The sequence below is a fragment of the Streptomyces sp. NPDC017095 genome, assembly GCF_044332325.1.
Lineage (GTDB): Bacteria > Actinomycetota > Actinomycetes > Streptomycetales > Streptomycetaceae > Streptomyces.
This window is the reverse complement of sequence record NZ_JBIROU010000006.1, coordinates 191,590-214,827: the sequence shown is the minus strand read 5'-3', so window position 1 is coordinate 214,827 and position 23,238 is coordinate 191,590. Positions and strand designations below refer to the sequence as shown.

Below are 23,238 nucleotides of genomic sequence, written 5' to 3'. Positions count from 1 at the left end.
CATGTACGGCTGGAAGTCCCACCGCCCGCCGGTTCCCGGGCCCGGGCCGCGGCCGGGGACCACGCCGACGGCGCCCCGGCGATGAGCCCGCCGCGCACGCGGGCCGCGCGCCGCCGCAGGCTGCGCTTCGACGGCTGGATCGCGGGCCTCGGCACCACCTCCGGGACGCGTCTCGTCCTCGGCCACTGGCAGCGGTCGCCCTTCGGGGCGTTCAGCGACGTGATGCTGGAGCGGGCCGACGGGGAGCGGCTGCTGCTGGCCCCCACCCGGGAGACGGCGGACTTCATCGCCGCCACCTACGTCTTCGACACCGTGCGCGTCCTGCCCGTGCGGGTCGGCGTCGCGGACGGCACCTGGAACGTGAGCGCGGGCCCACTCGAACTGTGCTTCGCCACCGGCCGGCGCGGGCCGCTGGGCCTGCTGCTGCGCGCCGTGCCCGGCGCGCTCGCCCGCCACCCGGCGTGGAGCGCGCTGCTGGACCGGCCGGCCCGGCTGCTGCTGCCCGGAGTGCGCACCCGGGGGAGTGCCCGTACCGGCCGCCGGGAGTGGTACGGCGCTCGGGACCTGCGGCCGGTCCGCCTGGTGTCGGCGTCCTTCGAAGGCGCCGACCTCGGTGTCACGGCACCCGTGGCACCGCCCGTGCGGTTCGGCTTCGGGTCGGTGCCGAGGAAACCCGCGCTCACCCGGGTCACGACGACGGTGGCCCTCGAAACGGAGTGAGGGTGCGGCCCGGGGGTACCCGGCGCGCCGTCCGTACGAAGGGAGACGCCGTGGGCGGGACGGCAGCGGGGGAGCCCGCCGGTGGCCCGGCGGTCGCGCACGGCGCCGTCGGCGGCCCGAGGCGCCCGCCGCGGCTGCGCGCCGCCGCCCGGCTGGTGCGGTCGGTGACCCGCGCGAGGCGCCGGAAGACCGGCGGGGTGGAGGCGGCTTTCCGGCTGCTGGGCCGTCTGCGCCGGGCGCCCGCCCTGCACCCGGACGGGCTGACATGCGCGGCCGAGCTGGAGGTCCTGCCCGGCGGCGCCTGCTGGGGCGTGCCCTGGCTGGCGGCGCCGGGACGGTTCACTGCCACGGTACGGCTGTCCCGTGCGGCCGGCCTGCCCCGGCGGCTGCCCGACGGACTGGGCCTGGCCGTGCGGGTGGACGAGGCCGACGGTCCCGGCCGCGCCCTCGATCTGCTGCTCACCAGCAGCGGCCGGGGCCGGGCGACCCGGCGTCTGCCGCTGCCCCGCGCCGACGCGCTGGGCGGGCCGTACTCCAGCCTCCTGTCCTACCGGGTGGGCGGACGGCCCCGCGTCCTGGCCGCCTTCCCCCGGCGGGTCTCGCAGGCCCCGGTGCACGGCGACCCGGCGAGCCTGGCCCGTGCCCTGGGCGCCGGCCCGCTCGTCTTCGACCTGTGCGCCGAGACGCCGGACCGTACCTGGCGTCCGTTCGCCGTGCTCACCGTACGCACGCCGCTGCCGGTACCGCCCCGCCGGAGCGCGGACTTCGACATCTACGCGCGCGACGCCCGGAAGTTCACCCCCGGCCCCACCCTGGCCGCGATCCGCCGCGCCGCCTACCGCGGCTCCCGCGCGGGCCGCCACTGAGGCCGGACCCCGGACGGACGTGCGCCGCGCGCCCCGGCCCGGCGAAGGGGCTCACCCTCCGTGTCGGTCCCAGACACAGGGCACGGCGCGTACCCGGCTCGCTGCCGCCACCGATCCCGGAGGTTCCGGCCCGTCCGAGCCGTGCTCCGCCGACGCGGCTCCTGCTCGCGGACACGCTCCGTCCCACCGTGACAGCGGGGCCGCCGGCGCGCATCCGCACACGTCCCCTGCCGTACGACATTCGCCCGGACGCCCGCGTGCGGTCGCCCGCGTCCGCCGTTGCCGCTGAACTGGACCACGACCGTCCGCCAAGGGAAAAGAGACTGCCGTGATCGTCAAGAAGCTCCATGACTCGGGTATCCGCGCCGAACACGCCTACGCGGCCGCGTTCGCCTCCATCGGCCTGTCGGTGATCTCCTGGTGCGCCTCGCTGAGCGTGGAGAAGAAGGGCGAGGAACGCGCCGACCGCTGGGGCATCTTCGTCGGTGAATGGGCGCCGACCTTCTTCGGACTCGGCCTGGCCCTGCACCAGTACGAGAAGTGACGGCGCTGGCGCCGCGCGGCGCCAGCGCGCCCGGGGCGTGACGGCCCGTCCTCACGCCCCGGGCGTCGGCCGCGTGCACCACTCCTCGATGAGGGCCCGCGCCGCCTCCTGCGTCGCGGCCCTGTCGAAGTGGTCCGTGTGCCAGGTCGTCGAGCGCAGTTCGCCCCGGTCCCGGTAGGCCCGCATGATCCGCACGTGGTCGGAGCGGGCGACGAAGCCGCGCAGGCCGTCCTCGTCACGCCACACGGAGACCGAGCCGGAGCGCGGGCGCAGCAGACCGGGCACGCTCCACAGCCACAGTCCGATCGCACCCTCGGCGTCGTCCCAGGTCCGGCGCAGGGCGATACCGGCGACGGTGACGCCGACGGAGGTCCAGGGACGGTGCGGGGCGAAGTCGGTGACGCTCACGACGGCCGCGCCCCCCGGCTGCCCGCCCGCGTCCCCGTCCGGGCCGCCACGTCCCGCCGGGCCGGGCTTCCAGGGGGCGAACCAGACGGGCACCGGCATGGGGTGACTCCTCGAAGACCGGGATGACGGAGGGGACCGCGCGGGATGTCCGGCTTCCGGACCGCCCTTAAAACTGCACGGCCGTGCGTGCTAATATACCAGGCCCTGACGCCGGACCGAGGAGCAGCGAGCATGAAACCCACCGAGGCCGTTGCGAGCGCCGTCCTCAACACCACCTCTGTCGTCTCGGGACGGCTGGCGGGCAAGGGCGCGTTCGCCCTGTTCCACATGCCGCTCGTGCGCAGCAGGCCGCGCTCCTCCGAACGCGAGCTGACGGCCGCGGCGCACGTGGAGCGCCTGGACATCGGCGGCGGCAAGCACGCGGTGACGTACCGCTGGGGCGACGGCGGCCGGCCGGTGCTGCTGGTGCACGGCTGGCAGTCCCGCGCCTCCCGGCTCTCCGCCTTCGTCCCCGGGCTGCTCGACCTCGGTCACAGCGTCGTCGCCTTCGACGCCCCGGGCCACGGCGACACCGGTGGCCGCAGCACCACGATCCTGGACTACCGCGACATCGTCTCCGCGCTGCACGACCGGTACGGCACGTTCGACTGCCTGATCGCGCACTCGATGGGCGCGCTCGGCTCGTTCTTCGGGCTGAAGCACGGAGTGAAGGCGCGGCGGATCGTCACCCTCAGCGGGGTCTGCGACTTCGACTACCTGGTCGAGGAGTTCTGTGCCGAACTGAAGGTGCGCGACGGACTCAAGGCGCGTCTGCACGAGGAGATCCGCGACCGGCTGTTTCCCGGCCTGCCCCGCGAAGAGGTGCCGTTCTCGCTCACGGACATGCCGCGGGTCGTGCGCTCGCCCCTGCTGGTGGTGCACGACGAGGACGACACCAGGATCAGGGTGGCGCAGGGCCGCCGGCTGGCCGCGGCCTTCGGCGACCAGGCCCGGCTCGTCGTCACCAGCGGCCTCGGGCACCGGCGGATCCTCGCCGACGCCGAGGTGGTGCGCACCGTCCTCGACTTCGTGGCGCACGGCCCGGACGGTGCGGACGGGAGCCGGGACGCCGGTGGGACCGAGCCGAGGACGGCCCCCGTGGAGTGAGTGCTTCCGCTTCTCCGGGATACTAACCGCACGAACGTCCGCTCATTGGCTACACTGGGGACACTCGACGGACCGTGAAAGTCCGGTTCCAGGAGAGCGGGGGTGCGCATGGGCGTGGCAGGAACGCAGGCGGACGGCCGGATCGCGCGCGGAAACCAGACGCGCCAGCTGATCCTGCGACGAGCCGTGGAGATCGCCTCCGTGGAGGGTCTCGCGGCCCTGTCGATGGGACAGCTCGCGAGCGAGCTGAAGCTGAGCAAGAGCGGCGTGTTCGCCCTGTTCGGTTCCAAGGAGGACCTCCAGCTCGCGACCATCCGCACCGCCGTGAGCGTGTACCTGGAGCACGTCGTCCAGCCCGCCCGCGACCTGCCGGCGGGCATCGGCCGCCTGTGGCGCCTGTGCACGGGCTGGCTCGCCTACTCCCGGGAGCGGGTCTTCCCCGGCGGCTGCTTCTTCTATTCGGTCTCCGCCGAGTACGACGCCCGCGAGGGCAAGGTCCACGACACGCTCGCCGCGGCCCGGACCAACTGGTTCTCCTACCTGGAGCAGACCGCGCGGGAGGCGCAGCTCGCCGGGCAGCTCGCGCCGGACGCCGACATCCCGCAACTGGTCTTCGAGCTCATGGCGTTCCTGGAGATGGCGAACGCCGAGTCCGTGCTGCACGACGACTTCACCTGCTACGACAAGGCGGCCAAGGCCGTCCTCAACCGCCTGCGGTCCGAGGCCACCGACCCCTCGCTGCTGCCGGCCACTCCGTGACACCCCGGCGCCCGGCGCCGGTGACGCAAGCGGCGGTCCGCTCACCCGAGCGGACCGCCGTCCTGCCGTTCCCGCCCCGCGCGCCGTCACGCCCCGATGGCGTGCACACCGCCGTCGACGTGCACGATCTCGCCCGTCGTACGCGGGAACCAGTCGGACAGCAGGGCGACGACGGCGCGGGCCGCCGGTTCCGGGTCGGAGAGGTCCCAGCCTATCGGGGCACGCGCGCCCCACACCTCGCGGAAGGTCTCGAACCCCGGGATGTGCCGGGCCGCCATGGTCTTGACGGGGCCCGCCGCCACCAGGTTGCAGCGGATGCCGCGCGGCCCGAGGTCCCGGGCGACATAGCGGGAGGTGGCCTCCAGGGCCGCCTTGGCCACGCCCATCCAGTCGTACGCGGGCCAGGCCACGCCCGCGTCGAAGTCGAGGCCCACGACCGACCCGCCGCGCTCCTCCATCAGCGGCAGGCACGCCACGGCGAGCGCCTTGAGGGAGTACGCGGACACCTCGACGGCGGTCGCCACCGAGTCCCAGCCGGTGGCGAGGAAGTTGCCGCCCATCGCGTCCTGCGGGGCGAAGGCGATGGAGTGCACGACACCGTCCAGGCGGACGTCGGCGCCCACCTCCTGCCGGATCCGGTCGGCCAGGCTCTCCAGGTGGCCCTTGTCCTGGACGTCGAGTTCGACCAGCGGCGCCGGCCGGGGCAGCCGCCGGGCGATCCGCTCGACCAGGCCGAGCCGGCCGTACCCCGTGAGGACGACCTCGGCGCCCTGCTGCTGCGCCAGCCGGGCGGTGTGGAAGGCGATCGAGGACTCCATCAGGACGCCCGTCACCAGGACGCGCTTGCCCGCGAGAAGGCCGCTCATCGTGCCGTCACCTCAGTCTTTCCTTCGTGTGTGCGGCGGGGAGCGTCCGCGGTGGCTTCCGCTGCGGTGAGGAACCGGGTGACCGTGTCGACCACCAGGGAGGAGCCGAGGATCCGCCGGTGCCCGAGCCGGCGGGTGACGACGAGACGGGCCCGGCTCCCGAAGGCACCGGCGATGCGCTCCGCCTGCTCGGCGCCGACCGCCTCGTCGTTCTCGTCGTGGACCAGCAGCAGGGGGACGCGTACGTGCGGGGCGTGGTGGAGGACCGAGAAACGGGTCCACATGTCCTCGCCCGGGTACAGGTGCCGGTCCAGCCGGTGGCGGACCTCCGCGCCGGTCCGCGCGTCCAGCGCCATGTGGGCGCAGAACGAGTCGACGAGGTAGGAGAAGTCGGGGACGGTGCTGATCGCCACGATCCGCTCGGTGCGCAGCCCCTCCGGCAGCGACAGGAACAGTGCCAGCGCCCCGAAGGAATGGCCCACGACGGCCGCGAAGTCCCCGTGCCCGCGGTGCAGTTCGCGGATGACGGCGCGGTACTCGACCAGGGTGGTGGTGTCGCCCCCGGACTCGCCGTGCCCCGGCGCGTCGAAGGACACCGGGCTGTAGCCCGACTCCACGAGCCGGGTGACCAGCTTGGCGTAGCGCGAGGCGCGCGACTCCCAGCCGTGCACCAGCAGGACCGGCCGCTCGCCGCCGCCCCAGGCGTAGGTGACCACCCGCTTGCCTCCGACGGTCAGCTCGCCGGTCCGCGCGCCGTCGATGACCTCCCGCTCGTCGGGCCGGGGTCTGCTGCGCCCGTGCGGTGTGCGGAAGAGGTCGAACACGGCCTCCCCCTCCGCGCTCAGGGCCGTGTCGTCGGCCGCCGTCGCGAGATCCATGGCACGCCCTCCAGTGTTCGGCGGAGCGAAATGCTAGCACGACCGTTCGCTCTTATTTATTCATCCCCACGTGAGGGTCAGGAAACTAAACGCACGGTCGTGCTATTGTGTCGGATCGTCACCACTCCCGCTTGGAGGACGACATGACGATCCCGCACCCCGCCCCCGGCGTCGCGCACGGCCGGGAACCCGGCCCGAACCAGTGGTTCAAGGACCACCTGGACTCGGTGATCGACGCCGAGTTCATGAAGGGCTGGCCGGCCGAGACCGCCGGGGCCCACGGCCCCGCCGGGCCGTACGGCCGCGCCCACCGGACGCGGCCGTGACCGGCGCGGCCACCCGGGGCCGCCTGGGCATCGCGGTCGCCTCCGGGATGCTCAAGGGTGTCTACGGCCACGGTGTGCTGGCCGCCTTCGAGGAGCGCGGGGTGCGCGCGGACGTGTACGGCACGGCCTCGTCCTCGGGGCTGTCCGGCGGCCTCGCCGCGATCGGCCGGGCCCGGCAGACCGGCGTCGGCTACTGGCTGGGTGCCGCCGCGGCCGCCGCCGAGAAGGGCATGAGCACCGTCGTCCTCGACAGCATCGCGGAGTACGGGCCGCTCCTGCGCGAAGGGCTCTTCCGGCCCGGCGCCCCGGAGTACCTGCTGGCCGCGAGCAAGGTCACCGACCCGGCCGCCGCCGAGACCACCCAGGGCCCCGGCGCGAAGGCCCTCGGCCGGCGGCTGCTGCGCGACGTCTTCGCCGGCGACCGCGGCTGGGTGAGGCAGAACCTCGCCCCGGTCGTCTTCTCCACCCAGGCCCCGCCCGGCTCGGACCGGCCCCGCCTGACGCCGGAGAACTACGACGCGGTCGCCTACGCCTCCACGCGCATGCTGCACGCCTGGTCGGTACCGGCCGAGGTCGACGGGGAGCCGTACGTCGACGCCTCGTACACCTGCTCCTGCCCGGCGCGCGAGGTCGCGGCCCGGGGCGTGGACGTGCTGGTCGCGATCGGCAGCGATCCGTTCCCGCTCTTCCGCGACCTCTACGCCTCCGAGGAGATCGCCGACGGCTCCCGGCTCGACGGGGCCCGGGTGCTGGTCGTCAAGCCGGAGCAGGACCTCAAGGACCTGGGCGTCGACTACGCCGCCGCGACCGCGGAAGGGCTCACCCTGGCGTACCGGACCGGGCTGGACGCCGGACACCGCTTCCTCGACGGGCAGCCCGGGCTGACCGCCGCGCCGAGGACACACCAGGAGGAAGTCGCGTGACCCACGTCGTCACCGAGCAGTGCGTCCGGTGCAAGTTCGCCGAGTGCGTCACCTACTGCCCCGTCGCCTGCTTCCGCGAGGCCGAGACGTTCCTCGTGATCGAGCCCGAGGAGTGCATCGACTGCGGCAACTGCGTGGAGGCGTGCCCGGCCGACGCCATCTACCCGGAGGACGAGCTGCCCGCGGAACTGCGGCCGGCCCTGGAGTGGAACGCCCGGCTCGCCCCGCGGCTGCCCCTGGCCACCGCCGGGGCCGCGCCGCTCGCCGACGCCGGGGAGTGGGCCGGCCGCCCGGACAAGTGGCTCACGCTCGCGGACGACCAGGCGCCGCGGGCCCACGGCTGACGACGGCTCGGCGTCCGCGGGACCCGGGTAGGAAGGAAGGGGGGTGGCCGCAAGCCGGCCGCCCCCCTTCTTCGTACCGCCGGTCGTCAGACCCCTGCCGACTCCCGCTTGGCGCGGGCCGCGCGGATGCCCTCCCGGCGGGTGGTGAACGAGGTCGCCTTCGCATCCAACTGAGCCATGAACGCGGCCAGTTCCTCACGCGCCCGCTCGCCCTCCGGGCCGAAGCCGCCGCGCTCGAAGACACGCAGCTTGCGCAGGACGGGCGCGAGGACGCTGTCGTGGTGCAGCCGGAGGTCGTAGATGCCGGCGAGGGCGATCTCCGCCGACTTGCGGCCGAAGTCCTTGATGGTGGAGCCCGGCATCTCGAAACCGACGACGACGTCCCGGACGACCCGCATCGCGGTGTCGGGCACCAGCTCCAGCGCCGCCTCGACCAGATTGCGGTAGAAGACCATGTGCAGGTTCTCGTCCGCGGCGATCCGCGCCAGCAGCGCGTCGCACCGGGGATCCGTGCTCACCTGACCGGTGTTGCGGTGCGAGATGCGCGTGGCGAGTTCCTGGAACGCGGCGTACGCGATCGCGTGCAGGGCGCTGAAGCCGTCGGGCCGGCCGTAACCGCCCGACATGTGCGTCATCCGGGCCCGCTCCAGGGCCTTCGGGTCGACGGCGCGGGTCACCAGGAGGTAGTCGCGCAGCGCGGTGCCGTGCCTGGCCTCCTCCGCGGTCCAGCGGTCCACCCACGTGCCCCACGCGCCGTCCTTGCCGAACTCGGCCACGGCGAAGTGGTAGCCCGGCAGGTTGTCCTCGGTGAGGAGGTTGACCACCAGGGAGGTGCGGGCCACCTCGGGCAGGGTGGCCTCGTCGTCGGTCCACGGCTGTCCGCCGAGCGGGCCGTCGAACGTACGGCCCTCGCTCCACGGGATGTACTCGTGCGGGAACCACTCCTTGGCGACGCCGAGATGACGGTGGAGGTTGTCCTCCACCACCGGCTGGAGTTCCGCCAGCAGGGAGTGCTCGGCCCGGGCGACGGAGCGGTCGGATCGGTCGATGGGTGGCATGCGCTCTCTTCTTCGCTGCGGCGGGGGAGCCGGCGGCTCCCGCCGGGACATGGCCGGTTACGTGGTCCGGGCCGGCCGGGACCGGATGGCGGGCGCCGCCACGGCGGCGGCCACGGCCCCGATGGCGCAGGCGAGGAACACCTGCAGGTAGCCCTTGTCGTCGAGGACGGAATGGCGCTCCAGGATGGCCGCGAGGGCGGCGATGCCGAGGGCGCCGCCGATCTGGCGGGTGGTCATGAGCAGACCGGTGCCGGAGGCGAACCGCTGCGGCGGCAGCGAGGCCGTGGCCGCGTTGGAGATCGCGGTCAGCGCCGCGCCGATGCCGATGCCGGCCAGGATGCCGAGGGGCAGCCAGACCGCCGCGTACTGCTTCTCGGGGCCGAGCAGCAGGGCCATCCCGGCGCACGAGACGGCGAACAGCGCGGAGCCGACGGCGACCGCGGCCCACTGGCCGGCCGGCCCGACCCGGCGCCCGACGACCAGGGCGCCGATCGCGGAGGCGAAGGCGCCCGGCGTGACCGCCAGACCGGCCTTCAGCTCGGAGTAGCCCCACACCGCGTTGAGGAACAGCAGGGAGCTGAGGAGGTAGGAGTACATCGCCGCGCCGAACAGCAGCGAGGTGACGTTGGTGGCCGCGAAGGCACGGCTGCGCCACAGGTCCAGCTCGATGGCGGGCGCGCTGTGCCGCTTGGACAGCAGCAGGGCCAGGGCGAGCAGCGCGGCACCGCCCGCCAGCAGACCGAGGACGCGTCCGCTGCTCCAGCCCCACTCGGTGCCCTGGGTCACGCCGAAGACGACACCGCCGACGCCGAGCGCCAGGGCGAGCGTGCCGGCGGGGTCGGGCAGTTTGCGCCCGGTCGGCGTGTCCGCGACGAGCTTGACCGCGCCCGCCAGGATGACGAGCCCGATCGGCAGGTTGATCAGGAAGACGCTGCGCCAGCCCCAGACGTCCACCAGGAGTCCGCCGAGGCTCGGGCCCACGGCGGCGGCCATGCTGCCCACCGCGCCCCAGATACCGATGGCGACCTGACGGCGGGCCGGGGGCGTGTGCTGGAGCACCAGGCCGAGCGCCGAGGGGATCAGCCCGGCCGCGCCCACACCCTGGAGGGCGCGGGCCGCGATGAGCATCGGCACCCCGGTGGCGAGCCCGCTCAGCAGCGAGGCCACGAGGAACACGGCCGCCGACCACAGGAACAGCTTCTTGCGGCCGATGATGTCCGCGACCCGGCCGGCGACGGCCAGCAGCGCCGCGAACACGATGGTGTACGCCGTCACGACCCAGGTCAGCTGGGAGAGCGAGGCGTCGTGGAAGTCGGCGCGCAGATCCGCGAAGGCGATGTTCACGACCGTGGTGTCGAGCACGGCGAGGAACGTGGCGCCGGACGCGACGAGCAGGGCCAGCTTGGCCGTGGCCGCGGCGGCCGGGGAGATCTGCGGTGGCCGCTCGGCGTCCGGCGCGTGCGCTGTCCCGGCCGGACCGGTGTCCGGCGACTGGGAGGAGGCGGTCGTCATGCGAGGTGATCCCTTCGTCCGGTGTGCCGCCGTCGCCCGGTCCGCAGCGGTCACACCTACCGCGTAAAAGTAAACGACCGTGCGTTCATTTAAAAGGGCGACGGCGCCGCATCCGGCGCGATGAAGTCCATGGCGCTGTCGAGCACGGCCGCCGCGCCCAGCACCTTGCGGTGGCCGAGGCCGCGGGTGAGCACCAGCTCCGCCCGGTCCCCGTACGCGGACTTGAGCGCGTGCGCCTGCGAGACGGGGACCATTTCATCGTCTACGTCATGGATGATCCGCATCCGTACCCCGATCCCCTCGGGCCGCCGGGTGGCGTCGAACTCCGCCCACGGGTCCTCGACCTCCGGGAAGAGCCGGTGCTCGATCCGGAAGCGCAGGTCCTCCGCCAGGCCGGGGCCGAGCCCCAGGATGCGGGCGAACGCGTCGGGAAAATGGCCGAAATCCGCCACCGCGGCGACCGTGACGAGCCGCTCGGCGCGCAGCCCGTCGCGCAGCGCCAGGAAGGCCCCGGTGGCGCCGAAGGAGTGGGCGAGCACCGTGTGGAAGACCCCGTACCGCTCCTGGAGCAGCCGCATGATCGCGCCGTACTCCACGACGGTGGTGCCGCTGCCCTCCGAGTCGCCGTGCCCGGGCGCGTCGAACGCGAGGCCGGTCAGCCCCAGCGCCTCCAGGCGCGGCACGAAACCCGCGTACCGCGACGCCCGGGACTGCCAGCCGTGCAGCATCAGCACGGGCCGCGTGCCGTCGCCCCAGCGGTAGACCCGCACCCGCCGGCCGGCGACCACCACCTCCTCGGTCACGGCCCGCTCGTGCGCGGCCCGCTCCCCGGGCAGGACCTTCCCGCGCCGCAGCGGACGGCAGAACAGCGTGTAGGCGGCGCGTCCCGCGAGCCCGGGCGCCGGCCGGGCCAGCGCGTTGAGGGCCGCCCCGACCAGCGGGGCACCCCGGCTCACGACTCCGCTCCCGCGACCCGGCCCGGCGCCCCGGCGTCGTCCCCCGCGTCGTCCGCCTGGGCGCCGGCCGCCCGCAGCGCCCGCGCGGTCAGTTCCCCGGCCGCCCCCGTGTACGCGGCCGGGTCGAGCAGCGCCTGGAGGCCGTCGGCGGACCAGCGGGCGGCGACCTCGGGGACGGTGGCGAGGATCTCTGCCAGGGAGCGGCCGGTGGCGGCGCTCTCGGCGGCGGCGCGGCTCACGACCTGGGTGGCCGTCGCCTTGCCGAGGACCGGCGCCAGCACCGCCGCCAGGCGCTCGGAGACGATCAGACCACCGGTCAGCTCCAGATTGGCCCGCATCCGCCCGGGCGAGACCACCAGCCCGGCCACCAGCTCGCGCGCGGTGTACGCCGCCCCGCCCGTCAGCCGCAGACACTCGCGCAACGGCAGCCACTCGGCGTGCCAGGCACCGGCCGACCGCTCGTCCTCGGAGAGCATCGCCTGCGTCAGCACACTCGCGTACGCGGGCACCTGGAGGGCGGCGGAGCGGATCAGCGTGGCCAGCGCCGGGTTGCGCTTCTGCGGCATCGCCGAGGACACGCCCCGGCCGGCCGCCGCCGGCTCCGCCACCTCGGCGGTCTCGGTACGCGCCAGCGACTGGACATCGACGGCGATCTTGCCCAGCGCCCCGGTGACCAGGGCGAGTTCGCCGCCCAGCCGGGCGATCGGCGCCCGGTGGCTGTGCCACGGCAGCAGCGGGGCGCGCAGACCGGTCTCCGCGGCGAACCGCTCCGTGAGCCGGCGCGCGTAGGCGTCGGCCGGGGGCTCCCGCCGTACCTCGCGGTGCAGCCGCTCGTACTCGACGTATCCCGCGAGGGTGCCCGCCGCGCCGCCGAGCTGGACGACCAGGCCGTCGCGGCGCAGCAGGCGCAGCCGGTCCGCCGCCTCCGTCACGGCCGTCAGCCAGCCGGCGGCCTTCAGGCCGAACGTGGTCGGCACGGCGTGCAGCGCCAGCGTGCGCCCCGCCATCAGCGTCCCCGTGTGCGCACCGGCGAGCGCGCGCAGCGATCCGGCCACCCGGTCCAGGTCGGCCAGCAGGACGTCCAGGGTGCGGGCGGCCACCAGCATCGACCCGGTGTCCAGGATGTCCTGGCTGGTCGAGCCCCGGTGCACATAGTCCGCGGCGGCCGGGTCCTCGGCCGCCACCAGCGCGGTGAACGCCCGCACCACGGCCACGACCGGGTTGGCCGCGCCCCGGCCGAGCACGGCCAGCGCGCGCAGGTCCAGCCGGTCGGCGCGGGCCAGCGCGGTGATCGTCCGCGCCGCCTCGGCGGGCACGCTGCCGAGCTGCGCCTGGGCCCGGACGAGCGCCGCCTCCGCGTCGAGCATCGCCTGCAGCCACGCCAGGTCGGAGGTGGTCTCCTCGGCGGGGCTGCCGGCGCGCACCGGGCTGAGCAGCCCGGCGTCGAGGTGCACGGTGTTCACCTGGCCAGCTCCCCGATCATCTCGTCGTCCGGCCGCCGGTCCGCCGCGACCGCGAGGACGGCCCGCGCGATGGCGTCCGAGTCCTGGAGCGTCACCGAGTTCACCCCGGGACGGATGCCGGCCGCCGTCGCCCAGTGCACGGACTCCGTGGGCACACCGAAGGCGAACCGGCGCGGATGCGCCCGGCCCGCGGCGTCGATCACCCGGAACGGCGCCCCGGTGACGGCCAGGCCGCCCGTCTCGTACGGCGTGCCCGCGGGGTCGCCGACCTCGTGCGGGCGGCACTGCCCGGACGCGAGGAGCCCGCGCAGCAGCGGGTCGGCGGTCGTGCGCAGGTCGATCTCGGGCAGCCGTGCCTCGATGAGCGTGCTCGCCAGGACCCGGGAGCCGGGCACCGCGGGGGACTCGGCCGCGAACGCCCCGCGTGCCTCGTCCGCGTCGGCGCGGGCGTCGGGGCCCAGCACCGACAGCACTCCGGCCTCGATCAGCGCGATCGCCTCCTCGATCCGGGCGGCGGGCGGTCCGATCGACAAGAACGCGTTCAGCGGCGTGTACCAGCCGTCCAGATCCCGCCGGTGCGAGCGGCCGGTGAGACCGCCGTGGTCGACGACGAGCCGCAGCTCGTTGCGCAGGTCGCGCAGCACGTCCAGCGCCGCCTTCAGCGGGCCGTCCACGTTGCCGGCGCGGGCCGCCGCCAGGTCCGCGCGCAGCTCGGCGACCAGCCAGGCACGGAAGTCCGCCGGCGAGGCGAAGTCGTGTCCCGCGTACGGGCGGGCGATCCGGTCCCAGTCCCAGCGGTCGGCCGGGGCGATGCCGAACTCGTCGAGGAGGTCCTGCTCGCGCCGGCCGCCCGGCGGCGCCGCGAGGTAGGCCCCGCGCAGCCGGCGCGCGTCGCCCGCCCGGTCGGCGGCCGTGAGCAGCGCCGTGTAGTAGACGGTCTCGACCTCCTTGGCGACCAGCGGCCACACCGTCTCGCGGAAGTCGATCCCGGCCCGCCGCGACCGCAGTTCCTCGATCACCCCGGCGGTCAGCACGGCCGGCTCGTGCCGCCCGTGCGGGCCCTTCTGGTTCTCGCCGCGCGCGTGGAAGGGCAGGCCCCGGCGGGAGCCCGCGACCATCCGGGGCTCACGGCCGGACGGCAGGTAGGCCAGCCGGCCGTCCCGCCGCTCGAACCGCCCGCCCCGGCCGAGCGTCAGCAGGGCCATGTAGTCGAAGAAGTTGAGTCCCAGTCCGATCAGGGCCACCGTCTCGCCCGGACGCACCGCCGACAGGTCCACGTCCGCCGGGTTGGCGGGCGCGATGTAGCCGAGCCCGTGCGCCGCGGCGAAGTCGCCCAGGGCGCGCCGGCGACGGGAGGGCCGTACCGGCAGATGGCCCTGGGCGAGGACGACGGCGTCCAGGCCCGCCAGGCCGGTGCCGTCGTCCAGCCGCACCCGCTGCGTGCCGCCGGGCTCGTCGTCGAGGCCGACCGCGCGGGCGCGGTGCACGACGGTCGTCAGACCGCCCGGCGCGGTCCTCGTCACCCGCTGGAAGACCCACTCCAGATAGTGGCCGTAGAAGGCGCGGGTGGGATAGGCGTCGGGGCCGAGCGCGCGGGCCTCGGCGAGGACCCGCTCGTCGTGGCGCGGACCGTCCATCGGGCCGATCAGGGTGAGGAAGCGCGCCCACTCGTACAGGCTCGGCCCCGGGACGAGCGCCCCCTCGATCCGCACGCTGTCGTCGGTGAACATCGTGACCTGGGAGGCCACCGTGTTCATCAGCAGGTGCTCGGACTGCCCGGTGCGCCACACCTGTCCGGCGCCGGGCGGGTACGGGTCGACCACGTGCACGGTGATCGCGAGGCCGTCCGGGACGGAGGCGGCGTTCGCGCAGAGCCGTTCGAGGACCGAGAGGCCGCGGGGCCCGGCACCGATCAGGCAGACGTCGAGCCGTCGGCTGGTCATAGTCACTGTCTCCACTGGGTCGGAAATCGTCGTGGGCTGCCCGGCCGTCCGCCCGGGGCGGGACGGTGCCGCGGGTCCCGGCGGTGCCTCATGCCCCCGCGGCCACACCGCTCAGCCGCAGACCGTCGGGGGCCGGGCCCTGGATCAGGCCGCGCCCCGTCACCCCGCGGGCCAGGACCGCGGTGAGGTGGGCCCGGCCCGCGGTGCCGTGCGCCGGCGGGCCCTCGGCCAGCTCGCGCAGGGCGTCCAGGGTCGCGCCCAGCTCCCCGGCCAGCTCCGTCAGCACCTCCACGACGGCCGTCGCGTTCGAGCTGAGGATGTCGGTCCACAGATCGGCGTCCCCCGCGGCGATCCGGGTGGCGTCGCGCAGCCCCTGCCCGGCGAGCCGGAGGTGGGACGCGTCGCCGTCCAGCAGCCGGCCGGCCAGCAGCGTCGCCACCAGGTGCGGGGTGTGCGAGACGAGCGCCACCGCCCGGTCGTGCTGGGCGGGCTCCATCACCACCGGGCGCGCCCCGCACAGGTGGGCGAGCGCCGTCGCCCGGCCGACCGCCCGCTCGCCGGCGGTGCCGGCCGGCGTCAGCACCCAGGGCCGGCCGTGGAAGAGGTCGGGCAGCGCCGCGAGCGGCCCGGACTGCTCCCGGCCCGCCATCGGGTGCCCGCCCACGAACCGGGCCAGGTCGCAGCCCAGCTCCGCGGCCTCCCGCTGCGGCCGCACCTTGACGCTGGAGACATCGGTGAAGTCGTGGGCCAGCCCGCGTGCCTGGTGCTGGTGCAGGGACGCCGCGACATGCTGCGGCGGTACGGCGAGGACGGCCAGGTCCACCGGGGCGTTCGGCGCGCCCGCCACCCCCGCGCCGAGACGGGCCGCGGTGTGCGCGGCCTCGGGGTTCTCGTCGAGGAGGTGGACGCGGACGCCCCGGGCGCGCAGCGCGAGCGCGATCGACGTGCCGATCAGGCCCGTCCCGACCACCGCCGCACTGCGCATCAGCGGGTGCGCCACAGCACCGGCAGGAACTCGGGATCCGCGTAGTCCGGGGTGCCCTCGGCGGTCTGGCGCACCACGACGTCGTGGTTGTACGTCACCGGGGTGCCGTCGGAGCGGCGGAAGGCGCGGTAGCGGTTGCCGCCGTCCTGGAGGTGGAAGGAGACGGCGCGGCGGGGCCGGTCGCTGACGTTGGCGCCGCTGCCGTGGTAGGTGCGGCAGTGGTGGAAGCTGACGTGGCCCTTCGGGATCACCATCGGGACCTTGCGGACCTCGACGCCGTTGTAGGCGGCGTTCTCCTCCAGCATCTGGTCGAGTTCACCGCGGTCGCGCTCGGCGAAGTGCAGCGAGGTCGCGTCGTTGGCGGCGGTCTCCTTCCACAGGTGGCTGCCGTCCACCATGGTGATCGTGCCCATCTCCTCGTCGCAGTCGTGGAAGGGGATGAACGCGGTCAGCATCCGCTCGGAGGTGGAGGTGGCCCAGTAGTGCTTGTCGAAGTGCCAGGGCACGATGTTCGACCGCTCCTCGGCCACCGGCGGCTTGTAGATCAGGGTGGACTGGAACACCCTGATCTCCTCCGCCTCGGCGAGCCGCGCGGCCACCGCGCCGAGCAGCGGCTTGCGCAGGATGCGGCCTATGGTGTCGTCCTCGTAGTGGATGTAGTCGTTGTGCCGCTGCACCGAGCCCTGTCCGGGCTCCCAGTAGGCCAGCTTCGGCGGGCGCACCGGCAGCTCCCGGTCGCGGTGACCCGCGTAGAAGCGCTCGCTGGCCGACTCCAGGAGGTCGGTCTCCTCGTCGGTGAAGAGCTTCCTGGACAGGTACCAGCCGTGCTCGGCGTAGAAGTCGACGTCCGCGTCGGTGGGCAGGAGCGCGCGCTCCTCGTCGGTCAGCGTGAAGGGAGCGGTGTTCTGAGCAGTCACGGTCTTCCTCAAGTGCCTCGGTTGCCGTCAGGGAAGGGCGGGGCGGGAAGGCGACGGGCACCGCGGCGCCGTCGCCCCTCGTGCGGTGCCGGCCGCGGGGTCAGGCGAGCGCCTTCTCGCGGGCCACGGCCTCGTAGAGCGCCTTGATGTTGCCGCTGCCGAAGGTGCGGGCGCCGTGCCGGTCGATGACCTCCCAGAAGAAGGTCTTCCGCACGTGCATGGACTGGGTGAAGATCTGGAAGACCTGGCCCCAGTGGTCCTGGTCGACCAGGACGTTGGTGCGCCGCAGGTCCTCCACGCGCAGGTCGGGCTCGCCCAGGCGCTCGGCCAGCTCGTCGTAGTAGGTGGCGGGGGTGTCCAGGAAGCCGACGCCCCGGGACTCCAGAGCCGGTACCGCGGCGACGATGTCGTCGGTGAGCAGCGCGAGGTGCTGCACGCCGGCGCCGCCGTGGCGGGCCAGGAACGCGTCGATCTGCCCGGGCTGGCGGTCGGTCACCGGCTCGATGAGCGTGAAGGTGACCTTGCCGGACGGGCTCTGCACCACCTTGGAGTCCATGGCCTGCGTGCCGACCTCGATGAACTCCTCGAAGATCTGGCGGAACCCGAAGACCCGCTCGTAGAACGCGACCGTCGGCGCCAGCTCGCCCGCCGGCAGGCAGATCGCCGCGTGGTCGACGGTGTGCAGCAACCCGTCGTCGCCGTCGGGGTCGTCGGCGAAGACGTCCATCGTGCCGGGCAGGAAGTCGGCCCGGTCCCCGGTGCGCTGGGTGAAGCGGTGCGCGACATCGCCGAAGCCGAGCACGGAGGCCGTGACCACCTCGGTGCCGCACCGGCTGTGCACGACCGGCTCCTCCACCGCCGTCGCCCCCCGCTCGACGGCCGTCCGGAACGCCTTGGCGGCGTCGGACACCTCGAAGGCGATGGTGGCCACCCCGTCGCCGTGCCGGGCGACGTACCGCGCCGCCGGGTGGTCGGGGGTCAGCGCGGAGGTGAGCACCAGGTCGACGCCGCCCTGACTGAGCAGCAGGGACCGGCTGTCGGGCCGGCCCGTCTCCGGACCCGCCTGGCCGCGCACCCGGAACCCGAACGCGGTGCACAGGTAGAACGCGGCCTGCTGGGCGTCGCCGACGTAGAACTCGACGTGGTCCACGGCTCCGATGTTCACGAGCTCTCTCCCTCTCCGTGCCGCTGGGTGCGGGTGCCGGCCGTGCCGAACAGCAGGCTGACGTTGTGGCCGCCGAAGGCGAACGAGTTGGACAGCGCGGCCCGCAGCGGGGTGCGCCGGGCCTCGCCCCGCACGTGGTCGAGGTCGCAGGCCGGGTCCACCTCGTCCAGGTTGTGCGTGGGCGGCAGCGTGCCGCGCGAGATGGCCAGGGCGCAGATGACGGCCTCCACGGCGCCCGAGCCGCCGAGCAGGTGCCCGGTCATGGACTTGGTGCTGCTCACGGCCGGCGAGCGGTCCCCGAACACGGCTTGGACGGCCTTGGTCTCGGCGATGTCGCCCAGCTTGGTGGCGGTGCCGTGCGCGTTGATGTAACCGATGTCGTCGGGTGTCAGTCCGCCCGTGCGCAGCGCCCCGCGCATGGCCTGCGCCGCGCCCTCGCCGTCCGGGCGGGGCGCGGTGGGCTTGAAGGCGTCGGTGGTGGAGCCCCAGCCGAGCAGGTCGGCGTAGCCGGCGACGCCGCGGGCGTCGGCGTGCTCGACCCGCTCCACGACCAGCACGCCGGCGCCCTCCGCCAGGACGAACCCGTTGCGGCGCCGGTCGAAGGGGCGGCTGGCCGCCTCCGGGTCGTCGTCCCAGCCGCCGGCCAGGGCCCGGGCGTGGGCGAACGCCAGCGCGGAGGTCGGGTTGAGCGGCGCCTCGGCACCGCCGCAGACCACCACGTCGGCCTCGCCGTAGCGGATCAGCCGGGCGGCCTCCGCCACGGCGTGGGCACCGGCGGCGCACGCGGTGGCGACGGCCGAACTCCAGCCCCGGATGCCGTGCTTGATGGCGATCCGGGCGGCGGCCATGTTCGGCAGCATGCCGGGCAGCAGGTACGGGCTGACCGCGGTCGGGCCGCGCCGCACCCGCTCGTGGGCCTGCGCCTCGTACGTGGTCAGGCCGCCCGCGCCGCTGGAGAGGACCACGGCGACGCGCTCCGGGTCGACGTCCCGGCCCACCACGAGCCCCGCGTCGGCGAGGGCGTCGTCGGCGGCGGCCAGGGCCATCAGGGCGTAGCGGTCGACGAGCCGGCCCTCGCTGGGCGGCAGCACCTCCCGCGCCTCGATGTCCGGGGCGATGCCGGCGCTGCCCACGACACCGGCGAGCAGGTGCCCCTCGGGCGGCCTGCGCAGCCCGGACTTGCCGTGGCACAGGGCGTCGAAGGTGTCGGCGGCACCGCGGCCGAGGGGGGTGAAGGTGCCGAGCCCCGTGATCACGGCACCCGGGCCGGCGGCGGTCATACGGCCACCTTCTTCGCGGCCGACTCCTGGCCCAGCAGCTCGCCGTCCAGGAAGCGCCGGCGCAGCAGGAACTTGCGGACCTTGCCGGTCGCGCCGAGCGGGATGCGCTCGGGGCTGACCACGACCACGCGCTCGACGGTCCGGGCGACGTGCGGGTCCAGCGCGGCGAGCACCTGCGCCGTGCGGTCGGCCTCCTGGTCGGCCTCCGGGGCCAGCACCAGCAGCACCGAGGTGTCGACCCGGCCGTCCGTGGACACCGCGACGACCGTGCACTCCAGCACGTCGGCGCACTCCGCCAAGACCTGCTCCTCGCACAGCATGGTGTAGAGGCGGTGGCCCTCACCCAGGTCGACGGCGTCCACGAGACGGTCGACGTGGAAGTAGTAGCCCTCCTCGTCGCGGAAGACGAGGTCGCCGGTGAGGAAGTAGCCGTCCCGGCGGGTGCGGTAGGTGGTCACCGAGTCGTTCCAGTAGCCCAGCGACAGGGTCGGCGCCTTGACGGCGAGCTGGCCGACCTCGCCGGTGCCGAGCCGCTCGCCGTCGGCGTCGACGACCGCGACCTCGGAGAAGGCGTGCGGCTTGCCGATGCAGCGGCCGTACCGCCGGGTGTCGGGGGTGTGCGTGATGTGGAACTGGGAGTGGCCCATCTCCGAGGAGCCCAGGCCGTCCACGAAGAACGAGCCGGGGCGCCGCACCCGTCCCTGCGCGGTGACCGACTCGCGCGTGCCGGTCGCGATCAGCTTGCGGATGTGCGCCTCGTGCGCGCAGTCCCCGGTGTTCCACCAGGTACGCACGGAGCCGAGGTCGCGGGTGGCCAGGTCCTCACCCGCCAGCTCCGACCAGGTGGCGGCGAAGCCGAGCACGCTGGCCGGCTGCCAGGACTCGATGGCGTCGAGCACCAGGGAACCGGTCTGCCGGGAGAGCACGGCGAGCTGGGCGCGATTGGTCAGGGCGAGGTTCACCGCGATGACGGTGGCCGCGTGGGCGGAGGGCAGCGCGCCCAGCATCCGGTCCAGGCCCTGGCCCTTGGGCAGGGACAGGCGGTGCCGGATGGCCGCGAACAGGCTGTGGTGGGAGTGCGTGACCGCCTTGGGCAGGCCGGTCGTCCCGGAGGAGTGGGTGATGACGACGGGCTCGCCGCCGTGGTGCCGGTATGGCTTCGGGGCCGCGCCGGGGTCGCCCTTGCCCAGGTCGGCGGGGTCCGCGAGCAGCGCGGTGGTGCTGCCGGCCGAGGCCAGCGCGTCCCGGTGCGGGCCGTCGGCGATGACGCCGACGGCGCCCAGCCGCCGGATGTACTCGGCCGCCTGGTCGGCGGCGAGCCTGCTGTTGACGAGCGCGGGGATCGCGCCCAGGCGGGCGAGCGCCAGATAGTTGAGCACCTGGTCGGCGCCGTCGGTCACCCAGACGGCGACCGGGTCCCGGGGCTGCACGCCGAGGGCGTGCAGTGCGGCGGCCCGGGCGGCGACGCGTTCGCCGAGCCGGGCCAGGGTCAGGGCCTGCCAGGCCGGGTGGCCGTCCACCTCGGTGTCGAAGGTGAGGGTCGGTTGGTCGAGGCCGGTGCCCCGCTCGATCAGTGTCGTCAGCACGTTGCCCACGCCGAGCCGTTGATCGGCCGCGAGTTGGGCGCGCTCGTTCTTCGGGTTCATTCCCGGGGTCCCTTGCTTTCGGGCCATGTGTGTGTCGGTCTGCGCCTGCGGAGCGCGCCGCCTCGGACGCGCCGGGGACGGGCGGTGCCGCCGGCGGTGCGCCCGTGGACAGGCGCCGCCGCTTCGCTCTCCGGGCACCGCGTCGCGTCCTCGGTTCCGCACGTCCGGCTCGTGCCGCCCGCCCCGTCCCTCCCGGCCGCCGCCGGCGCGGGGGAGGGAGGGACGGCGCGGGTTCAGCTGGCCGCGGCAGCGGCGGCGGAGGCCCGGTCGACGATCTCCTTGACGAGCCCGGAGACGGTCAGGAGCGCGACGGTCTCCATCTCGTCCTCCTCGAACTTCACCCCGTAGGTGTCCTCGACCTGGATCGCGATCTCGGCGACCGAGAGGGACTCCAGGTCCAGCCCGGCCGGGCCGAGCGGGGTGTCGCCGGTGACCTCGGACACGTCGTAGTTCATGTTCTCCAGCGCCTCGATGACGAACTTCTCAACCTCAGCGGACATTTGATTGACTCCTGCTTCATGGACGGGCACCCGGGCTGGAACCCGGACACGGTGACGGTGCTGTGGTGCACCACGGACGGGGACGAGCGCCGCACGGCACGCACCCTGCTGCTGCGGAACGCGGCGCGGATGCTCGGCGTCCCGGAGTCCGAGGTATGGGTGGAGCACGAACCCGGCGGCCGCCCCTTTCTGGGCGGGGCCGGTGCGGGTGTGCGCGTGAGCGTGGCCCATACGCGCGGCGCGGTGGCGATCGCCCTGACGGGCAGGGCGTTCGTGGGTGTCGATGTGGAACGGGTACGGCGGCTGCGCGCCGGGCCGATGGCCCGGGCGTGGCTCCATCCCGATGAGGCGGCCTGGATCGGTGGACTGCCCGAGCGGGAACGCTCCGTGGCCTTCCTGTGGCTGTGGACGCAGAAGGAGGCCGTCGGCAAGGCACTCGGCCGGGGGCTGCGCGGCGGCGGGATGAGCCGTCGGATGCCGCTCCCGCGGCACTGGCCCCCCGGCCGGGACGCCCCGCCGGTGCCGAGCCCGGTGCCCGGCGCCGGTGCCCTGGCGTCCACGGCCGTCCTGGCGGACGGCGGAGGTCATGTCCTCGGCGTCGCGCTGCCCGGCGCCGCCGGGGAGGGGTCAGGCGAGGGCGGTGTCCACGTCGAGGTGCGCCGGATCGCCTCCGGCGCCCGCGCCTGACACGCCCGCCGCGGCCGCGGCGCGCGCGGCGCTGCGGAGGATCTCCGCGTTGCGGACCGGCTTGCCGGTGACCGTGCGCGGGATCTGTGGCAGGGAGTGCAGCGTGCGGGGCCGCTTGTACGGTGCGAGGCGCGCCGCGAGCGAGCCGGCGAGGCCGTCGAAGACCTCCCGCTCCCGCACGGTCACGAAGGCCTCGATGCCGGTGCCCCGCACGACCACGGCGTCCACGACGCCCGGCAGGGTGGTCAGGGCCTCCTCGACCTCGGCGAGGTCGACCTTCAGTCCGCCGATGGAGACCTGGGAGTCCAGCCGGCCGTGCACCGTGAGCAGGCCGGTGTCCTCGTCGAGGCTGCCCGCGTCCTTGGTGTGCAGCCAGCCGTCGACGAAGCGGGACGGGTCCGCCGGCCCCACGTACGGGGTGTCCGGCAGGCCCAGGAGGATCTGCCCGTCCTCGACGCGGACGTCCATGCCGGGTGCGGGCACCAGGCCCGGCCGGTGGGCGCCGGTGAGGTCGGTGGCGATGACGCCGGCTTCGGTCATGCCGTACATGGCGCCCAGCCCGGCCCGGTAGTTGCGGGTGAAGCGTTCCCAGACGTCCGTCCGCACCAGTTCCCCGCCGACGATCATCCGGCGTAGCTGGGGGAGGTGTGGCGGGGTCTGGGCCGCGGTGAGCAGTGCGGCCTGCGAGGGCACACCGAGGAGGGTGGTCGGCGCGTCCCCCGCGGCGACGGCCTTGAGGATGCCGTCGAGCGTCTGGGTGCCGGGCAGGACGATCTCCGCGCCGGCGGCGAGGCCGTGCAGCAGCCCGCCGACGAGTCCGAGGACGTGGATGATCGAGGCCAGGACGACGATGCGGTCGCCTCGGCCGGGGTAGCCGTCCAGCCGTGCGTACCGGTCGAGTTCCGCCGTGAGGCTGCCGACCGTACGGCCGATGACCTTCGACGGTCCGGTCGAGCCGGAGCTGAGCTGGAGCAGGGCGTGCGGCGAGGCGGCCGGACGGCCGCCGTGCAGCGGGGTGATGCGGGTGCTGACGTCGAAGTGTCCGCGCAGCCGGCCGGTGACGTCCTCGACCGGTTCGACGACCAGTTGCGGCGTGAGCCGCGCGATCGCCTTGCCCACCTCGTAGGGCGTCAGCCGGTGGTCGACGAGAGCGACCTGGGCCCCCGTGCGCCAGCCGGCGAGCATGGCGACGATACAGGCGAGGGAGGGCGGCATCCGCACGGCGAGCGTGCCCCCGGCCAGCAGACCGGCGGTCTGGAGGCGTTCCTGCTCGTCCGCGACGAGCCGGCGCAGTTCCGCCCGGCTCACCGGTCCCGCCAGGTGAAGGGCGGTCTCCCGGTCGTCTC

Annotated in this window: 24 protein-coding genes; 9 read left to right on the top strand and 15 right to left on the bottom strand. The window is 74.6% G+C overall.

The window, feature by feature from the left end:
• The first annotated feature begins 81 nt into the window (after positions 1–81).
• From ACH4OA_RS14175 to ACH4OA_RS14165, 3 genes are all read left to right on the top strand, one after another.
• On the top strand, positions 82–720 hold the full coding sequence (locus ACH4OA_RS14175; RefSeq protein WP_397969168.1) for a hypothetical protein: 639 nt from the start codon (positions 82–84) through the stop codon (positions 718–720).
• Positions 721–770: 50 nt separating this feature from the next.
• Positions 771–1,586: a phosphodiesterase gene (locus tag ACH4OA_RS14170; RefSeq protein WP_397969166.1), complete on the top strand. Its 816-nt coding sequence runs from the start codon at positions 771–773 to the stop codon at positions 1,584–1,586.
• A gap of 328 nt (positions 1,587–1,914) precedes the next feature.
• Positions 1,915–2,130, top strand: a complete 216-nt coding sequence (locus ACH4OA_RS14165) for a hypothetical protein (protein ID WP_365879898.1) — start codon at positions 1,915–1,917, stop codon at positions 2,128–2,130.
• 51 nt (positions 2,131–2,181) lie between these two features.
• On the opposite strand, the gene ACH4OA_RS14160 is transcribed toward ACH4OA_RS14165, so the two are convergent.
• Positions 2,182–2,637 carry a hypothetical protein gene (locus ACH4OA_RS14160; RefSeq protein ID WP_397969165.1) on the bottom strand — a complete coding sequence of 152 codons (456 nt, stop codon included), beginning with the start codon at positions 2,635–2,637 and terminating at the stop codon, positions 2,182–2,184.
• 132 nt (positions 2,638–2,769) lie between these two features.
• Here ACH4OA_RS14160 and ACH4OA_RS14155 point away from each other — a divergent pair, with 132 nt between their 5' ends.
• Together ACH4OA_RS14155 and ACH4OA_RS14150 are read left to right on the top strand one after the other, a co-directional pair.
• A complete protein-coding gene (locus ACH4OA_RS14155) occupies positions 2,770–3,684 on the top strand; it encodes an alpha/beta fold hydrolase (protein ID WP_397969163.1) in 915 nt (304 codons plus the stop codon).
• 114 nt (positions 3,685–3,798) lie between these two features.
• Entirely contained in the window at positions 3,799–4,443 is a 645-nt protein-coding gene (locus ACH4OA_RS14150) for a TetR/AcrR family transcriptional regulator (RefSeq protein WP_365879892.1), read from the top strand.
• Between the two features lie 86 nt (positions 4,444–4,529).
• Here ACH4OA_RS14150 and fabI read toward each other — a convergent pair whose 3' ends face one another.
• Both fabI and ACH4OA_RS14140 read right to left on the bottom strand, forming a co-directional pair.
• The gene (gene fabI, locus ACH4OA_RS14145; protein ID WP_365879890.1) at positions 4,530–5,309 is read right to left on the bottom strand and encodes an enoyl-ACP reductase FabI; all 780 of its coding nucleotides are present in this window, start codon (positions 5,307–5,309) and stop codon (positions 4,530–4,532) included.
• Positions 5,306–6,187, bottom strand: a complete 882-nt coding sequence (locus tag ACH4OA_RS14140) for an alpha/beta hydrolase (protein WP_397969161.1) — start codon at positions 6,185–6,187, stop codon at positions 5,306–5,308. The genes fabI and ACH4OA_RS14140 overlap by 4 nt, the downstream gene beginning before the upstream one ends.
• A 143-nt stretch (positions 6,188–6,330) precedes the next feature.
• Here ACH4OA_RS14140 and ACH4OA_RS14135 point away from each other — a divergent pair, with 143 nt between their 5' ends.
• The 3 genes from ACH4OA_RS14135 to ACH4OA_RS14125 are packed head-to-tail and all read left to right on the top strand — an operon-like array spanning position 6,331 to position 7,780.
• Entirely contained in the window at positions 6,331–6,513 is a 183-nt protein-coding gene (locus tag ACH4OA_RS14135; RefSeq protein WP_397969159.1) for a hypothetical protein, read from the top strand.
• The gene (locus ACH4OA_RS14130; RefSeq protein ID WP_397935917.1) at positions 6,510–7,436 is read left to right on the top strand and encodes a hypothetical protein; all 927 of its coding nucleotides are present in this window, start codon (positions 6,510–6,512) and stop codon (positions 7,434–7,436) included. Before ACH4OA_RS14135 ends, ACH4OA_RS14130 begins: the two co-directional genes overlap by 4 nt.
• Positions 7,433–7,780: a 4Fe-4S binding protein gene (locus ACH4OA_RS14125; RefSeq protein WP_397935915.1), complete on the top strand. Its 348-nt coding sequence runs from the start codon at positions 7,433–7,435 to the stop codon at positions 7,778–7,780. Before ACH4OA_RS14130 ends, ACH4OA_RS14125 begins: the two co-directional genes overlap by 4 nt.
• 86 nt (positions 7,781–7,866) lie before the next feature.
• Here the strand turns inward: ACH4OA_RS14125 and ACH4OA_RS14120 are convergent, their stop codons facing one another.
• From ACH4OA_RS14120 to ACH4OA_RS14070, 11 genes are all read right to left on the bottom strand, one after another.
• On the bottom strand, positions 7,867–8,838 hold the full coding sequence (locus ACH4OA_RS14120) for an acyl-ACP desaturase (RefSeq protein WP_397969158.1): 972 nt from the start codon (positions 8,836–8,838) through the stop codon (positions 7,867–7,869).
• A 57-nt stretch (positions 8,839–8,895) separates the two neighbouring features.
• Entirely contained in the window at positions 8,896–10,350 is a 1,455-nt protein-coding gene (locus ACH4OA_RS14115) for an MFS transporter (protein ID WP_397969156.1), read from the bottom strand.
• 89 nt (positions 10,351–10,439) lie between these two features.
• Positions 10,440–11,306 (bottom strand): alpha/beta hydrolase, encoded by an 867-nt coding sequence (locus ACH4OA_RS14110; protein ID WP_397969155.1) that lies wholly within the window; start codon positions 11,304–11,306, stop codon positions 10,440–10,442.
• Complete coding sequence (locus tag ACH4OA_RS14105) at positions 11,303–12,673, bottom strand: adenylosuccinate lyase family protein (protein ID WP_397969368.1); 1,371 nt, start codon at positions 12,671–12,673, stop codon at positions 11,303–11,305. The genes ACH4OA_RS14110 and ACH4OA_RS14105 overlap by 4 nt, the downstream gene beginning before the upstream one ends.
• A gap of 92 nt (positions 12,674–12,765) precedes the next feature.
• Positions 12,766–14,712, bottom strand: coding sequence for an FAD/NAD(P)-binding protein (locus tag ACH4OA_RS14100; RefSeq protein ID WP_397969153.1), 1,947 nt, complete (start codon positions 14,710–14,712; stop codon positions 12,766–12,768).
• An 88-nt stretch (positions 14,713–14,800) separates the two neighbouring features.
• A complete protein-coding gene (locus tag ACH4OA_RS14095; protein WP_397935903.1) occupies positions 14,801–15,697 on the bottom strand; it encodes a prephenate dehydrogenase in 897 nt (298 codons plus the stop codon).
• Positions 15,697–16,614 carry a phytanoyl-CoA dioxygenase family protein gene (locus ACH4OA_RS14090; RefSeq protein ID WP_365941937.1) on the bottom strand — a complete coding sequence of 306 codons (918 nt, stop codon included), beginning with the start codon at positions 16,612–16,614 and terminating at the stop codon, positions 15,697–15,699. The genes ACH4OA_RS14095 and ACH4OA_RS14090 overlap by 1 nt, the downstream gene beginning before the upstream one ends.
• 100 nt (positions 16,615–16,714) lie before the next feature.
• Positions 16,715–17,779, bottom strand: a complete 1,065-nt coding sequence (gene hppD / locus ACH4OA_RS14085) for a 4-hydroxyphenylpyruvate dioxygenase (RefSeq protein WP_397946458.1) — start codon at positions 17,777–17,779, stop codon at positions 16,715–16,717.
• The gene (locus tag ACH4OA_RS14080; RefSeq protein ID WP_397935897.1) at positions 17,776–19,059 is read right to left on the bottom strand and encodes a beta-ketoacyl-[acyl-carrier-protein] synthase family protein; all 1,284 of its coding nucleotides are present in this window, start codon (positions 19,057–19,059) and stop codon (positions 17,776–17,778) included. Before ACH4OA_RS14080 ends, hppD begins: the two co-directional genes overlap by 4 nt.
• Complete coding sequence (locus ACH4OA_RS14075; RefSeq protein ID WP_397969150.1) at positions 19,056–20,705, bottom strand: class I adenylate-forming enzyme family protein; 1,650 nt, start codon at positions 20,703–20,705, stop codon at positions 19,056–19,058. Before ACH4OA_RS14075 ends, ACH4OA_RS14080 begins: the two co-directional genes overlap by 4 nt.
• Positions 20,706–20,938: 233 nt before the next feature.
• The gene (locus ACH4OA_RS14070) at positions 20,939–21,205 is read right to left on the bottom strand and encodes an acyl carrier protein (protein WP_397969149.1); all 267 of its coding nucleotides are present in this window, start codon (positions 21,203–21,205) and stop codon (positions 20,939–20,941) included.
• An 18-nt stretch (positions 21,206–21,223) separates the two neighbouring features.
• On the opposite strand from ACH4OA_RS14070, the gene ACH4OA_RS14065 reads away from it, so the two are divergent.
• Positions 21,224–21,892 carry a 4'-phosphopantetheinyl transferase family protein gene (locus ACH4OA_RS14065; protein ID WP_397935893.1) on the top strand — a complete coding sequence of 223 codons (669 nt, stop codon included), beginning with the start codon at positions 21,224–21,226 and terminating at the stop codon, positions 21,890–21,892.
• Here ACH4OA_RS14065 and ACH4OA_RS14060 read toward each other — a convergent pair.
• A complete protein-coding gene (locus ACH4OA_RS14060) occupies positions 21,833–23,200 on the bottom strand; it encodes a fatty acid--CoA ligase family protein (RefSeq protein WP_365883141.1) in 1,368 nt (455 codons plus the stop codon). The two genes, ACH4OA_RS14065 and ACH4OA_RS14060, sit on opposite strands and share 60 nt — an antisense overlap.
• Positions 23,201–23,238 lie beyond the last annotated feature (38 nt).